General features: G+C 66.8%; 10 protein-coding genes, 1 tRNA gene and 1 pseudogene. 9 read left to right on the top strand and 3 right to left on the bottom strand.

Annotation, left to right across the window (positions count from 1 at the left end):
- Positions 1–248: 248 nt before the first annotated feature.
- Positions 249–2,873, bottom strand: coding sequence for a hypothetical protein (locus CG736_RS28285; protein ID WP_100588989.1), 2,625 nt, complete (start codon positions 2,871–2,873; stop codon positions 249–251).
- Between the two features lie 201 nt (positions 2,874–3,074).
- Positions 3,075–3,743: a hypothetical protein gene (locus CG736_RS28280; protein ID WP_100588988.1), complete on the bottom strand. Its 669-nt coding sequence runs from the start codon at positions 3,741–3,743 to the stop codon at positions 3,075–3,077.
- A gap of 557 nt (positions 3,744–4,300) precedes the next feature.
- Here CG736_RS28280 and CG736_RS36590 point away from each other — a divergent pair.
- The 3 genes from CG736_RS36590 (at position 4,301) to CG736_RS28260 (ending at position 6,995) form a co-directional block, all read left to right on the top strand.
- Positions 4,301–5,104, top strand: coding sequence for a hypothetical protein (locus CG736_RS36590; RefSeq protein ID WP_157815770.1), 804 nt, complete (start codon positions 4,301–4,303; stop codon positions 5,102–5,104).
- 3 nt (positions 5,105–5,107) lie between these two features.
- Positions 5,108–6,742 carry a tyrosine recombinase XerC gene (gene xerC / locus CG736_RS28265; RefSeq protein WP_100588986.1) on the top strand — a complete coding sequence of 545 codons (1,635 nt, stop codon included), beginning with the start codon at positions 5,108–5,110 and terminating at the stop codon, positions 6,740–6,742.
- 188 nt (positions 6,743–6,930) lie between these two features.
- A tRNA-Lys gene (locus tag CG736_RS28260) sits at positions 6,931–6,995 on the top strand.
- On the opposite strand, the gene CG736_RS28255 is transcribed toward CG736_RS28260, so the two are convergent.
- Complete coding sequence (locus CG736_RS28255) at positions 6,970–7,509, bottom strand: tyrosine-type recombinase/integrase (RefSeq protein WP_157815769.1); 540 nt, start codon at positions 7,507–7,509, stop codon at positions 6,970–6,972. The two genes, CG736_RS28260 and CG736_RS28255, sit on opposite strands and share 26 nt — an antisense overlap.
- A gap of 14 nt (positions 7,510–7,523) precedes the next feature.
- Here CG736_RS28255 and CG736_RS28250 point away from each other — a divergent pair.
- From CG736_RS28250 to CG736_RS28225, 6 genes and pseudogenes are all read left to right on the top strand, one after another.
- Positions 7,524–8,197, top strand: a pseudogene (locus CG736_RS28250) (IS5 family transposase); the annotation flags it as partial.
- Between the two features lie 191 nt (positions 8,198–8,388).
- Positions 8,389–9,465, top strand: a complete 1,077-nt coding sequence (locus CG736_RS28245; protein ID WP_100588984.1) for a DNA adenine methylase — start codon at positions 8,389–8,391, stop codon at positions 9,463–9,465.
- The gene (locus CG736_RS28240) at positions 9,462–11,663 is read left to right on the top strand and encodes a restriction endonuclease (protein ID WP_100588983.1); all 2,202 of its coding nucleotides are present in this window, start codon (positions 9,462–9,464) and stop codon (positions 11,661–11,663) included. The genes CG736_RS28245 and CG736_RS28240 overlap by 4 nt, the downstream gene beginning before the upstream one ends.
- Before the next feature lie 171 nt (positions 11,664–11,834).
- Positions 11,835–12,269, top strand: coding sequence for a hypothetical protein (locus CG736_RS28235; protein WP_100588982.1), 435 nt, complete (start codon positions 11,835–11,837; stop codon positions 12,267–12,269).
- Entirely contained in the window at positions 12,262–13,383 is a 1,122-nt protein-coding gene (locus CG736_RS28230) for an AAA family ATPase (RefSeq protein WP_100588981.1), read from the top strand. Before CG736_RS28235 ends, CG736_RS28230 begins: the two co-directional genes overlap by 8 nt.
- Positions 13,383–14,681, top strand: a complete 1,299-nt coding sequence (locus CG736_RS28225; RefSeq protein WP_100588980.1) for a hypothetical protein — start codon at positions 13,383–13,385, stop codon at positions 14,679–14,681. The genes CG736_RS28230 and CG736_RS28225 overlap by 1 nt, the downstream gene beginning before the upstream one ends.
- The last annotated feature ends 237 nt before the right edge of the window (positions 14,682–14,918 follow it).

Below are 14,918 nucleotides of genomic sequence, written 5' to 3'. Positions count from 1 at the left end.
GGAATCTGCGGGATGTTCTTCAAGTCGTGGCGTGAAGAGCAGAGAAGGTTCGGGTTCACGCTGACCACGTGCCGGGAGAGAAGGGGGAGTAGTGCGCACGGGCCTGTAGAGGGGGGGCCCGGAGTTCCCCGCAGATCCCCGCATCCCCGCATCTGCGCTGGTGGGGGCGAGGGTTGAGGCTGGCGGGATTCCCGTCGCCTGCGGGGTTGTGATCCCCGCAGATCCCCGCCACTGCGGTGCCCGGGTGCTCACTGGGCCCCGCCGTGGACGTCGACCCGCCACAAGTTCTGCTTGCGGTGCGAGTCGGGCACCATCGTCAGCTTGTGGGTGCCGTAGTAGCGCCCATCCCGGGCCTTCAGCCAATGGCCGAGCTGCTTCGGGGTGGGCGGCTCGTCTCGGGTGGTGGGGACGTACTCCTTCAACGCGCCAAGCGCCTCCCCGGTGGTGACCGTGCGCTCGCCGAACGCGTCGCGCCAGGCCTCCAGGAACATCCGCCAGTCCTGGGCCTCGTCGTCGAGCGCCCTGGTGTCGTCCTGGTCGGCCATCCAGCCGATCACGCCGAGGTGGTCGAGGATGCCCGCGATGAGGCTGGCCCACTGGGAGTAGTCGCCCTTGCGGACCCGGATGGTCGGCGCGCCGGCGGCCGCCCAGGAGCGCACCATCGTCACCAGCGCGGCCACCACTGTGGACGCGTTCGCCCGGAGCCAGGGCCTGAGGTCGCCGACCATGTAGCCGTCTCGCTGGTCCGGGTCAGGGCAGTTCGGATCGAGGCGGACCCACAGCACACGGCGGCCGTTGTCCCCGCCGGTCCGCAGGGCGTTGCCGGTGGCGATCCACAGCCGGTCGTTCGGCATGCTGACCGTCGCGGTGACGCCGAGCACCCGGTCCCGCCAGATCTCCTCGGTCAGCAGGGCCGACAGGATCGGCGACTTGATGATGTGCCCGTTGGGGAGGTTGTCGAGGGCGACGACGGGCTGGCCGGTGGTGTAGAGCTGCGCGGTGATGGCCTTGCGCAGCTCGGCGTCGTTCTCCGGCCAGGGGGTCGAGGCGGTGCCGTAGCAGTACTGGAAGATGTCCTTGAGCAGGCTCTTGCCGCTGCCGGCGGCGGTCGCGGTGATGACCATCATCTGGGTGGTGCCGTCGAAGTACGGGCGGATGATCGGGGTGAGCAGGGCACCGAGAAAATTCGCGCGGTCGGCCGGGGTCTGCCACGGGAAGTCGGCGAGCATCTGGCCGAGGACGATGTCCTTGGCCTTGGCGACGCTCTCCGGGGTGAGCTCGGGGGCCAGGCGCCGCACCTTCACCCGCGGATGGAGGAACAGGCCGCTGTCCGGGTCGTAGCCCGGTGCGGTGATCAGCGAACCGTCGCGGCGGAGCACCGGGGAGGTGATGACCCCCGTGATCTTCCGCAGCGGCCAGTCGCGCCGGCCGAGGATGGTGGAGCAGGTCCGCGGGTTGACGAGTGCCCGGACCGCCTTGGTGCCGCCGGTCTCTTTGTCGTCGGTGGTCGTGTAGGTCTGGATGTGCTCGGCGAAGTAGGCCCGGAGGTTGTCGGTGCCGAGCTGCACCAGTTGCGGGTCGCCCTGGTCGTCGGTGGTCACCCAGCACGGGCCGGTGGAGCGCTTGTAGAGGTCGGGAAGCTGGTTGGCGGCCATCACCGCGAGCAGCCCGTCGAGGCCGTCCGCTTCGTTGGTGATGTCGACCTCGGGCAGCGCTGCGGGCCCCGGGTCCTCGGGGAGGTCGGGCTCCTGCGCCGGGTCGTACTGGACGGCGAGCGCGCCGTCGGTCGGCGGGGACGCGCGCTGGACGGGCAGGTGGGAGACCGGGGCGAGGCCGCGGTGGGGTGTGGCATCGCCGTACCCCTGGGCGCGCAGGGCCCGGGCGGCGGCCTGGTAGTCGCCGCCGTGGTTGAGCAGCGCCCAGGCGCCGAACTTCGTGTAGGGCACCTCGGGGATGAAGTCGCTGCTGGTCGTGAAGACGTACAGGCGGTCGGTGGCCGGGTCGCGGCCGGTCGTCGCCTTCGCCCCGCGGGACCCGTCGGCCCACCCCCAGTAGGTGGTGCTACCGCTGGTCCGGACCGGCCGAAAGATGCCGGAGAGGATCTCCTCCCAGGACGCGCGAAGGTTGAAGTCCTCGCCGGGCCGCAGTCCTCCACCGGGAGGAGGTGGTGTGCGGCTCTTCGGGGCGCTGGCCGCAGTTTCGGGCCGGGGGAGGGCGTCGACCATCCGGCAGACCTCGCGGACCGCTTCCATGTAGTCGGCGGCGATGGTCGGGATGCTGCTCGGTCCCCCGGCGATCCGCACGTACGGCCGACCGGACGCGTGTACGGCGCCGCCTGACGGCTCGACGAGCCCGTATCCGCCCTCGCCTCGTGTCTCGACGAGCACACGCGTGATCCGACTGCCCGGCTTCTCCGCGATGCGTTGGCGCTCCTCTGGGGTGTACTCGTCCTCGCGCGCCGGCCGCTGGGCGAGCTTGGTGTTCGGCGGGACCGGGGCGCCGTCGATGTGGACGCGGTAATGGATCCCGCCGGACGGCGACTGGGTGGCCCATCCGGACTGGACCGCTGCCCAGACGTCGCCGAGGCCGGAGGCCTGCATGATCTCGGTGACCTCGTCGAGGACGCCCTCACGGACGGCGAGGCCCTCGAATTCGATCATCTCGATGGCACCAGAGACCTCGCCGTAGACCACGGCGATCCCGGCGTCCCGCCCGGGACGGAACCATGTGTCGTGCTCCTCCGGGGTGGACCTGGAGACCTTGTACGGGGTCCACTTGACGGAGGGGGCCTTCTCGCCGTTCGCCCGGATGGGGATGACGCACAGGCCGGCCTCGTGGAGTTCGCGCGCAGCATCGCGCAAGGTGGTGGGCACGGGGAAGCTCTCTTCGCTGGAGCTGGTGAAGGTGAAGTGGCAGCGCGGCAGCCGGGGGAGGGCAGGAGGGGCCCCGCCCCGGCGCGGGATGGCGCTGCTGCAGGTCGTCGGCCTGCTCGATGACGGTCTCGGCGAATACGGAGACCTGCGCGCATGAGCCGCGGGGGCTGGGATCTCAGCGGCTGTGGCGGTGGTGAAGTGTTAGGCGGCCGTCATCTGGTGGCCGGACGTCGCGCGACGCAGTTGGGCGCGAAGGCCGTCGATCATCGCGGCGGCGGCGCGCAGTTCGTGCGCCAGGCGGTCGAGACCGGCCTCGTCGTATTCCTCGCAATCGCCGTTGGCGAACCCGATCATGCCGCACGGCGGCCGGTCGGTGGCCTCGGCGAGGAACGGGCTCGACGCGATCCACCCAGAGAACAGGTCCTCGGGGGTCCCGTTGGCCCTGGTGACGCAGACGAACTGCTCGTCGCTGGCGTGGTACAGGTCCTGCGGGTGGTCACCCATGCCGTTGTGCTGGGTGTGGGACGTGGTGCACCACGTCGGCTCGAGGATCGTGATCACCGCGTCGCCCCAGACTTCGGCGTTCACGGTGGCGCATCCGGGACTGGCGGCGATCTCCGCGTCGGCGAGGGTCTTCGTCGCGGTGACCGCGTCGGCGTAGACCGCCTCGATCGGTCGCGCCGGTGGGATGCCGAGGGCGTGCAGGATGTCGTTCACCTGGGCCCGGTCGAGCACGCTGAGGTCGACCGAGACGATGTGGCCGCCGGCGGGGCGTCGCGAGGGGGCAAGCGGGGACTGGCCGTCGCGGATGGCTGCGATCAGCTCGGTGATCGGAGTGGAGCCGTCCGATTCGGGAGCCGACGTGTACACGGCCGTCCCCCGATGCGACGTAGTGAGTGCTGTGGGAGCATCGCTCATGAGATGTGCCTTCTCTTGCTAGTTCGCGCTGGTGGAGCGGGGTGTCTCGGACGGCGTCGGGGTGCCAGCCCCGGCGCCGTCGCTGTTGTCCGAGCAGATGTTGAGCACTCGGAGCAGGTCGGCGGTGATGACGCGGTAGGACCGCCCTGCCCGGATGACCTTGCAGGGAAACTGGTCCGAGCGTGCCAGTGCGTAAGCGGTGCTTCGGCCAAGACCGAAGGCGCGGCCGCCGGCCGCCACGTCGACAGTGGGCGGCCATCTGAGCAGGTCGCGCGCACTGAGGGCAGGTTGTGTCACTAGGTGTCAATCCCTCTAGAAGTTGTCTCTCTGGGATGGTCCCACGAGTCTGATCTCGGGCAGGGCCGGTGTCAAGCTGTGTTGTCTTGTACGAGCACAAGAACCGTGGGAACGTTGCTCCCATGACAACTAGTACTGAACCATCCGACTGGGCGTCGAAGCTTGCGGCAGCGGTGGCGGACGAGGTTAAGCGCCTTCGCAGGGTGCGAGGAATGAGTGCTCAACAGCTTGCGGATCGGTGTGAAGATCTCGGTTTCCAAATTCCGCGCTCCGTGATTGCGAATCTTGAAAGTAAGCGGCGGCTGACAATTTCAGCTGCGGAGATTGTGATTCTTTCTGCGGCGCTGGAAGTTCCCCCCGTGACCCTCCTTTTCCCGATCGGATATCGAGAGTCGGTGGATTATCTTCCCGGTATTTCCGTTGCTCCACTTGAGGCGATTGACTATTTTTCAGGAGCTGCCGCTCCCCCTGTTGTTTCGAATGAGGTTTTTCTATCTCATCAAATGTATCTTTATGAATCTCATCGGAGGCTCAGTAGGCGGGCTGGCAGGGAAATCGACAGGAGGCGGCGAGCTGAGACCGAGCTCGCTGTGTTTGAGCAGCGGCTCAGCAAGATGCAGACGGCTGATCGCCTGCAGGAGCTCGATGAGGTGAGAGCGGAGAGGGACTCAGTGTTCGCTTCCTTGAGGGAGCAGGCGGCTCATCCAGATAAGCGTGCCGCTCTAGAGCAGCACCTCCTGCTCCTTAGTGTGCGTGAACACGAGTTGGGTTCGGAGGTGGCGGAATTTCACTCGATGATTAGTGAGCACAGGCGGCTCCGCTGGGCTGTTGATGCTGCATCGAGGAGCCTTCGGACGGCCCTTGAGCAGCTAGTTGATCTGTGGGCCAGATTGGATGCTATTGGAGCTCTCCGGCCGAAGATTGATGGCACGTTGAGAGTGGCTGTAGAAGATTTCCTGGAGCAACGTTTTCGGTATGACGATGATGATCGCGGTGAGGATGATGACGAGGAGTAGCGTGTGAGTGCGGCGAGGCGTGGCGGGGGAGTTTATAAGCGCTGTGAATGCAGGGGGGATGATGGAAAGCTTTTGGGTTCATCCTGCCCGAGCCTTGTCCGAAAGAATCACGGATCGCCAGCCATCCGGCAGGAGCTCCCGGTTGCTTCAAGCGGTAGTCGGCGCACCTTCCGCCGTACTGGTTTCGCCAGCGTCAAGGATGCGCAGGACGCCCTCGATGAGGTGCGTGCGGTTCTCGCGCTCGTCAAGGACGACGACCAGGACGCACAGCAGAGGGTTGGCGACCTCTTGGCCGGCGTCGCCAAGAATCGGGGTCCGATCCCGAGTCCAGAGGAAGTGAAACGGCGCCTTGGCGTCGGCATCCCGCTCGATGGCAAGATGACCGTGGCCGAGTGGCTCGACACCTGGTTCGCCAGCAAGAAGACCAGGAAGACCACCAACAACGGTTACGAGTCCCACATCCGGGTGCACCTCAAGCCGCACCTCGGGCACCTGCGCCTCGACCGGCTGAACGCCGGCCACCTGCAGGAAATGTTCGACGCCATCGCCGACGAAAACGAGGTCATCACCGCAGAGAACCAGGCCCGCCGCGAACAGGTAGCCCGCTGCCGTGCCAGTCGGCCGGGCGCGCCGACGGCAGAGGAAGCGATCCGGCTCGCAGCCGAGAAGGACCGGCTCGCCGAGATGAAGCCGTTCCGGCGTATCACTGGCGCCGCCACTCGCCAGCGGATCCGTTCCACTCTGCGGGCCGCGCTGAACGTCGCCATCGCGCGGAAGCTCATCACCCACAATCCGGCCGAGCACTTGGAGATGGTCTCCGGCAAGCGGCCCAAGGCGCTGCTGTGGACGCCCCCGCGGGTCGAACAGTGGAAGAAGACAGGCGAGAAGCCGTCCCCCGTCATGGTCTGGACGCTGCCCCAACTCGGGGAGTTCTTGGACGCCGCCGAAGAGCACCGGCTCTACCCGATCTACCACCTGATTGCCTTCCGGGGCTTGCGCCGTGGGGAAGCGGTCGGGCAGGACGAGGCCAACGTCGACCTGGAGGATGCCACCATCACCGTGGCCAAGGAGATCGTGCAGGACGGCTGGACACCCATCGAGACTGAGCCGAAGACTGACGGCAGCGCTGCCACAATCGCCCTCGACAGTGTCACAGTCCAGGTCCTCCGCGAACACCGCGTCAGGAAGGCTGCCGAGCGCGCCGGCGTGCTGCGGGCCCGACGCGACTACCTCTCGGCGGGCGGAGATCTGGCAACAGCACCAGCCTGGATCGAAAGCGGTAAGGAGTTCACCACTGAGACCGGCTCCTGGCTTCACCCCGACGTGGTGTCGGCCGAGTTCGAGAAGCTGCGCGTGGCAGCGAGCCTTCCGCCGATCAACCTCCGCGATCTGCGGCATCAAGCTGCGACCGTCATCCACGCCGGCGGCGGTGACCTCCACGCGATCAAAGAGACCCTGCGGCACTCCACGATCAGGCTCGCCTCGGATACCTACACCTCGCTCCTGCCGGAGGTTGACCGAGAGGTAGCCGAGCGCGCGGCCGGGGTGGTGCCACGGGCGCGTCGGCGCCCCGCCCCCGAGCCTGCGGCGGGCAGGGAACCCTCAGACGCTCCGGTTGCCAGCCCTCCTGCGGGGTAGGCTGAGGACAGCTCGTAGAGCCCCGCCGACCGCGGTGAATACCTTGGTCGACGGGGCTTTTCTGCTGGCCCGCTGCTGGCCCGAACGCGCCGGAACGGGTTGGCACGGGACGCACCCTCGCGGACGATGCGGCACGTGGTCATGCCTTTGACCAGCACAGATGCATACGGCCCGGCACGGAATGGCAGAGGGCAGCATGTATGCCTGCGGACTTTTAATCCGTAGGTTCAGGGTTCGAACCCCTGGCGGCCCACTAGACCAAAATGTCTCCTGACCTGGGCGTTCTCCCTTCGGGGAGGGCGTCCTTCGTCGTGTTCGGGTCGGTGATGGGTCGATGGTGGGCCCCGGGTGGGGCATTGGGACAACTGCTGGTCGGTGTTCTCGGCACCGTCGTGCGCAGTCTGGGGGAGGACCGAGGTGTAGGTGTCCGCGGTGGTGACGATGGTGGAGTGGCCGAGCTGGGCCTGGATGACCTTCAGATCGCAGCTGCCGGTCAGGGCAAGGCTTGCTGCTCCATGGCGCAGGTCATGTAGGCGGACGGGCGGCAGACCGCTGGCGCGGACAAGCAGTTGGAAGGTGTAGCCGATGTGGTCGGGGCGCAGGGGACGCCCGTAGCGGTCGGTGAATGCGTATTCGGAGTCTCTCCAGAGTTTTCCGGCGGCGGCTTTCTCCAGCTTTTGCTGGTTACGGTGTGTAGTCAAAACGTGGACGGTGCCGGAGTCGAGGGCGATGGTGCGCTCGCCTGCCGCGGTTTTGGGCGGGCACACCTCCAGGCGGCCTCGCTCACGGCACGTGGGACAGGATCCTGCGGGCCGTCCAGGCCGATGCCGACGCGGCGGGCCGACTCGACTGGAGCATGGTGAGCGTGGACTCCACCCCCTGTCGCGCTCACCAGCACGCCGCTGGAGCCCGGAAGATGGCGCTTCGCGTTCCGGGAAAAGATCGGCGTCCCGGCAGCACCGCCCCGACGAGGGACTCGGGCGCTCCCGGGCCGGACTGACGACGAAGATCCACCTGGCAGGCGAGGGCGGCCGCCGCCCGCTGGGCCTGTTGATCACACCGGGCCAGTGGGGTGACGCCCCTCAACTCATACTGGTCATGGAACGCATCAGCGTCCCGCGCCCGGTCGGCGGGCACCCGCGCACGAGACCCGACCGGGTGAGTGGCGACAAGGCGTACAGCTCCCGCCGCAACCGCTGCTACCTGCGCAGACGCCAGATCAAGCACACCATCCCGGAACCCCGGGACCAACGGGCCAACCGCCGCCGTCGCGGCAGCCGGGGCGGGCGCCCACCCTCGTTCGACAAGGAGGCCTACAAGCGCCGCAACGAGGTCGAACGCACGATCAACCGCCTCAAGACCTTCCGGGCCGTCGCAACCCGATACGACAAGCGGGCCTACGTCTTCCACGGCACGGTCACCGGCACAGTGATCCGTCTCTGGCTCCGGCCGTGATCCGCCGGACAGAACCTAGACGCAGCCTGTCCACGTGAACCATCGCCGAGTTGATTCAGCCCGTGCCGTAAGCTCTGAAGCTCCAAGTTTGTCCGTGGGGCGCGATACAACTCCAGAGGACAGCCGGTCAGCAGGCCTGAAAGAGACCGGGTAGAGCGGCAGAGCCGGCACCGAAGGAAGAGGGCAAGACGGTGAGCGTCCGATACATCGGCTCCAAGGCCAGGGTCGCCGGGCTAATCGCCGATCTCACCGGGCCTCCGTCTGGTGCCGGTGCCTTCGTAGACGGTTTCAGTGGCACCGGCGTAGTCGCGAGCGCCGTGGCCGATCGCGGATGGTCGGTGCGGATCAACGACCACCTCACCAGCTCCGTCGTCACCTCCGCAGCCCGGCTGATTGCCCGGAGTGATGTGCCGTTCACCTCGCTCGGTGGCTACGAGGCAGCTCTTACGAGGCTGGACGCGGTGGAGCCGCTGCCGGGTTTCATCACGCGCGAGTACAGCCCCGCGTCCGCGCAGCACGCCGGGGTGGAGCGTCGGTACTTCACGGAGGCGAACGCTTCCCGCATAGACGCGATGCGGACCCAGATCGCCACCTGGCGCACGGACGGCACGATCAGCATGTCCGAGGAACGTCTGCTGATCGCGGACCTCCTAGCTGCCGCCAACCGTGTGGCCAACATCGCCGGCACGTACGGCTGCTTCCTGCGCCACTGGTCCAGCACTGGCGTGCGTGAACTGGAGCTGCGGCCCCGGGAGCTACGGAGACGGGCCGTCACGGCGGACCTTCGTGTCGGGGACGTCACCCAACTTTCGATCCACTCCGAGGATGTCGCGTACTTCGACCCGCCATACACCAAGCGCCAGTACGCGGCGTACTACCACATCCTGGAGACCATCGCTGTGGGTGACGAGCCCGAGGTCGGCGGAGTGACGGGCCTACGCCCGTGGAAGCACCTGGCCTCTGACTTCTGCTACCGAAAGCGCGCGCTCGAGGCGTTGACGTCTTTGGTGCGCGGCTGTGCCGCAGGACGGGTGCTGCTGTCCTACAGTTCCGAGGGTCATGTGGCCCAGAAGGAATTGGAAACGGCGCTTGGGTCACTGGGTGAGTTGACCGTCCACTCACTCGGTAGCATCGGTCGGTACCGCCCGAATGACGTCGCCGTCCGCAACGCCGACTCGGTTCACGAGTTCGTCTTCGAGCTGCGCCGTGCGGCATCGGACGTTGCCGGAGAGTCGTTGCGCCCGCTGGCAGTACAGGGAGCCGCATGACCGCCGTAAGGGCCTATGAGCAGAACGTGCTGGCCGAGTCCGAGGCCGTCCTGGGGATCGCGGGGAGTGAGTCCGAGCGTCGCCTCGAGGTGCTGGAAGCCGCATCCTGTGCGTACTCGGGCATTGACGTCACCGAGTACTGGGCCGCGTTCTGCGCCGAGTCGAGGGTGCGCACCGGTACCGAGGAGCAGGCTGTCAGGGAGCATGCCGCGCGGCTGCTTAAGTCGCTCGCTTCGTCCCCCGCTGCCGTCGTCCCCGTGCCCCTTGCGCTGGCCTCGCTGGCGAGGGTGGAACTCTCGCATGGCGAGCGCCGCAACACGGGTGCCTACTACACCGACTTCCGCCTCGCGGGTTACCTGGCCGAGGGCCTGGCCGAGCACATCGGGCCCGGGATGCGGGTGATCGACCCCGCAGCCGGGTCCGGCCTGCTGCTGACCGCTCTCGCGTTGTCGGTCGGCGAGCACGGCAAGGTCAGCGTCACGGACTTCGTCGCCAACGCCGTGTGCGCCGCTGATGTGTCCGCCTTTGCGCTACGCGGCGCCCGGCTGGCGCTCGCCGCTGTCACGGACGACCTGAAAGCTGTGATGAGCCTGGACGAACGACTACTCCATGGCGATAGCCTGCTGACCGAGGATGCGGTCTGGGAGCAGGTGTCTCTGGGCGGCTTCGACGTGGTGATCGGCAATCCGCCATGGGAGAAGCTCAAGGTCACCCGTCATGAGGTGCTCGCGAACGCTGGCGTGGTCCGGCACTACGGCGCCGACTACGCGACTCATGACGACCTGCCCCAAGCCATGTCCGAGGCGCGCCAGAGGATGCTTGACTACCTCGAGCGGACTGCCGACGGAGCCAGGCTCCAGGGACGCGGCGAAGCCGACCTCTACAAGCTCTTCCTCGAGTTCTCCTGCCGTCGGCTGCGCGCCGGGGGGCGGCTGGCTTTGCTCGTGCCCGCCGGGCTGATCCGTTCGCAGGGCACGGAGCCGCTGCGCCGGTTCCTGTTGGAGAGCGCATCGGAACTGGAGTTCACGGTGGTGGAGAACCGCGCCCGGTTCTTCGCCATCGACACTCGCTTCAAGTTCCTCGCCCTCAAGGCCCAACTCGCTGGCGGCGGGACCGCGAGTCCGGTCGTGCTGAAGCACGCATCAGGGACGGACACTGGCCTTCGCCAAACCTCCGTCGTCACCGTCGAGCGTTCCGAACTCGCTGAGGTTCGGCGGGACTTGACGGTGCCCGAGGTTCGTGGACCGGCTGAGTGGGAGATGTTTCTACGAATGTCCAGGGCGGGCGTTCCATTCGATGCCCCGGATGGCACGTGGCGGCCGCAGCTCGCCCGCGAGGTCGACATGTCACGGGACCGCGCGGACTTCCGGACCGCGCCGTCGGCCGGCTATCTGCCGGTGATCGAGGGCCGGATGGTCCACCAGTACCGTTCCCGCGCCAAGGCCCACCGGTCGGGCACGGGGCGGGCGGCACAGTGGGACGTTCTGGCTCCCGCCGAGGCGGTCGTCGGCCCGCAGTTCTGGCACCCGGTTGACCGGCTACGTCGCGGGATGGCCGAGCGGACACGACAGGTGCGCGCAGGCTTTTGCGACGTCACCGGACAGACCAACGAGCGCACCCTACTCACGGCGGTCATTCCACCCGACACTGTGTGCGGCAACAAGGTGCCCACCGTGGTCTTCGACACGCCTGCTGGCAGCGAAGAGGACCTGGTCCACCTGTGGGTGGCACTGATGAACAGCATCCCGGTCGACTGGCTCGCGCGCCGGATTACCACGACGTCGATGAACTACTTCTTGCTGTTGTCCATCCCACTCCCGCCGCTCGTGCCGGCCAACCCGGTGGGTGCCCGCATCATCGAGCTGTCCCGGCAGCTAACGGATTTGGAGGGCCAGTCGCGCCCCCATCTGAGCGCCGACGATGCGGCTCGAACCCGAGCCGAGATCGACGTGCTGGCGGCCAGGGCGTACGGGCTGGGGCCCGACGACCTACGGCTGATGTTCGAGGACTTTGCCCTTCTCGACCGCGGCCAGACAGCGCTCGACGGTGAGAAGCGCTCGACGATCACCCGTGACCTCGTGTTGGCACAGGCCTACTCCGGTGCCGCTGCCAAGCCGTGGGCAGATCGCGTCACCGAGGCGCAGCGGCTCGGGGCCACGGCCTACGTGCCAGCGGACTACGCGCACTTCTACAACTAAGGGGGAAAAGTGGCAGTGCAAGGGCTGCTTCGGAAGGCAGGCATTCTTCGAGTCGTCTACAAACAGCTCAGCCGTGGAGACCTACGGAAACTTCAGGCCGAGTCGAATGACGCTCCAACGGGTGGCGGGGCGCGGGACTTCCGGCTACCGTACAAGGACTTTGATCCGGTCATGCGCAAGCTTCTTCCGAATATCCTGCAGAAGGAACGGCGCCGAAGTGGCAAGAAGATCACCGTGGAAGTTCATTGGGGCCCGGTGAAGTTCAGCATGCCAAACGGGGAGGTCGAGGTCGATCTGGAATGGGAGAGCCCTACTGATGCCCGTCCCACCGAAGGCCGGATTTCGCGAATCCACCAGCACTTCACCCTTCCACAGGCGGGCCCTGAGCTCGGGGCGGCCTTCTTCCTGATACTGCAACACGAAACCGAGATCCGGGCCCACTATGCCTACGAGCAGGATCTACGCAAGGGAGGCTGGAACAGGGAACTGGCCCAGCGCATCCTCGCCTGCAAGGACGACCCCACCCGCAGGGCGGGAAGCTCCGTTCAGGGCTATATCGACTGCGTAGAAGAGCTCCAGCACTGCCACGGGATCGCCGGTGACTGATCACACCTACTCGGACGACTGCATCCAGATTTTGGAGCTGTTGAGGGAACGGAACAACGTACTCCTCAGTGGCCCGCCCGCGACCGGAAAGTCGCGGTTGTTGGGCGAACTGAAGCGCGCTTTCGTCGAAGGGTCCGGGACCGGTGCGAGCTACCGGCCAGGCGCGTACATCCCGCTGCCCGATCAAGGGGCCACCGCCCAACCCTGGCTGCCCAGCCAGGATCGCAAGGACCGCCACGTCTTCATCACCGCCTTCGACCAGAGCACTCACCAGCGGGACGTGCTGCGTGGACTGGTACCGAAGATCGCGGGCGCGGGGATGCCACTGAGTTTCAGCGTATCCGAGGGCATCCTCTACCGAGCGGCCGAGCATGCCCTGAAACCCAACGGAGCGGCCCTGCTGATCATCGACGAGATCAACAGGGGGCCTGCCGTGGCTGCCTTCGGCGCCAGTATCGTCTCGCTGGAGCCGGACAAGCGCCTGGACCTCGAAGGCAAGCCCACGCCGACGACCCAGTCCTTCGAGCTACTCGACGACGGTGGCGAGAGAATCGACTACGCGCTGCCCCAACACCTCTACATCGTCGGCGCGATGAACCAGGCAGACGCGTCGGTCGCGCCACTGGACGTCGCCTTCCAACGGCGTTTTGCCCCATACCGACTGATCCCCCACGCATCAGTGCTGCATGAGCACTTCGGGCTGACGAGCAACTTGGCCGGACAGCTCCCTAGTCAGGAGGCCGACAGCAAGAATGTCTATGCAGCTCTGGTACGCGCCTGGCAGAAGGTGAACGAACGGCTCTCCCTGGGGCGGGGCGCCGCCTTCCAACTCGGCCACGGCGCCCTCATGCACGCTGACGCTCCGGCCGATCTGGATGGGGCGCTGCGATACGCCACCAACTGCTGGACCCTCACTAAGGCTCACATCGACGAGGTCTTCTTCGGCGACCTCCGGGGGGTCGCCGAGACGATCTCGGCTGGCGTCCCCGGCAGTCCATTCACGCTCACCTCGGCGACCTTCGCCGAGCAGCCGGTGCTCCAGCTGTCTCCCTCCGGCGAGTTGGAGCCGCACCAGGTCTATTCGGCCCTCAAGGCCATCGCCGAGTCGCCCTGATGAGCAGTTCCGCACTGCACCGTGTGCGCATCACCGAGAACCGCGACGAGCCACGGCTGGTATCCCGGCTGGCCGGGCTGATGGCAAAGCCGGAGCTGGAGGTCGAGAGCCTACTCCTTCACACAGGGCATCGCCTCGCCGACCTGCTGGGCCACCAGCAGCTCCCCCTGCGGATCTCGTCGGTCGGATCAGTCCGGATCGAGGGGGTGGCGGGGCTGCTCCGGCTCTCGCCGCATCTGGAACTTGAGATCGTGCCGAAGTTCCTGGACGGTACTGACTCCGGCTGGCGGCAGGACTTCTTCCGAGCTGCACTGCTCAGCAAGACGGGCAAGCTGCTACCCCGCGAGCACCTGCGCGCCGACTTCGCCGCCCTCGGGGACCTGACCACACTCGTCGGCCGGACCCTCGCATACCTGTATTGGGAGAGCCACCGGCGACCACTGCGCGAGTACCGATCGCGCAACGTTCACGACTACGCCGTCGTCGGCGATCTCGACCCGGTAGGCATCGTCCTACCGGAGGCGGACGGCTTCCGTCAGAACCAGCTCGTATTCGACCACGTGAACTCCTGGAACGAGGTCATCTCATCAGCAGCGGGCATCCTGTTGCCCGAAGTCCGCGACAGCGAAACACTGCACCAGCTCCTCCGGGTGCGCCAGGCCCTGGCGCCGCAACGGGTGGTCACCTCAGCCCAGCACCGAAGACTGCCGAACCGGTACCAACACTGGCAGGCCTTGTACGACCTCTCCGTGGAGGTGCTCAACGGCTTCGGTGTCGGCTATGACGAGCGGCACCTGCGCGCACCCGGCTACGTCATGGTGATGTGGTCGACCTGGCAGCACCTGTGCGAACTCGCCCTCAGAACGGGGATGGCCCCACAAGAGGTACACGCCTCGCCAGTCTTCCCCCTCGGCATGCGGAACAGCAAACCGCTCACCGTCACTCCGGATGCGGCGGTAGGTCCCCGGAACGCGCCCACCATACTCGTCGACGCCAAGTACCGGACGAGGCTCAACGGAAGGGCCTCCGTGGAGAACTCCGACGTCTACGAGTCACTGGCCTTTCTGCGAGCTACCGGTGCCAAGCAGATATTCCTCCTCTATCCACGGCCCGCCTCGACCGGAACCCCCGAGCAACCAGGCACCACGAAGGTATTCCAAACGATCACCGTCGGCGAGGATCGGATCGACGCCCTCCTGGTCGAGTGCCGCGGCATCGGAGGCACGGGCGGCTTCGAAAAGTTCAGCCACAACCTCGCGTCGGGGATCACGAGTTTCCAACTTTACGGCGACTCGTAGCTGGCCCTGCACCACCATCCTCGGCCAGAAGAGGCAGGCCCTCATCCCGCCCGAGCACACGAAACCCTGGCCGAAGGACGGCACGGTCGCCGAACTCTCTTGCCCTGTCGGCCGCCACTGGCCTGCCCGCCGTGTTTGTGCGTCGTCTGCCGAAGCCGCATGGCTCCCACCGGCAGAGCGAGGGCATCGGCATCACCGTTCTGCGCACCGTCCTGATCGGCGACGTCGTCCGCTCCG

The sequence above is a fragment of the Kitasatospora sp. CB02891 genome (genome assembly GCF_002803145.1).
GTDB lineage: Bacteria > Actinomycetota > Actinomycetes > Streptomycetales > Streptomycetaceae > Kitasatospora > Kitasatospora griseola.
The sequence above is the reverse complement of the archived record's forward strand: the minus strand, read 5'-3'. Positions and strand labels throughout refer to the sequence as shown.

Excerpts from the sequence above, each read along its gene's own strand:
- CG736_RS36590 (WP_157815770.1), top strand. The coding sequence starts at position 4,301 with ATGAGTGCTCAACAGCTTGCGGATCGGTGTGAAGATCTCGGTTTCCAA.
- CG736_RS28240 (WP_100588983.1), top strand. The coding sequence starts at position 9,462 with ATGACCGCCGTAAGGGCCTATGAGCAGAACGTGCTGGCCGAGTCCGAG.
- CG736_RS28235 (WP_100588982.1), top strand. The coding sequence starts at position 11,835 with ATGCGCAAGCTTCTTCCGAATATCCTGCAGAAGGAACGGCGCCGAAGT.
- CG736_RS28225 (WP_100588980.1), top strand. The coding sequence starts at position 13,383 with ATGAGCAGTTCCGCACTGCACCGTGTGCGCATCACCGAGAACCGCGAC.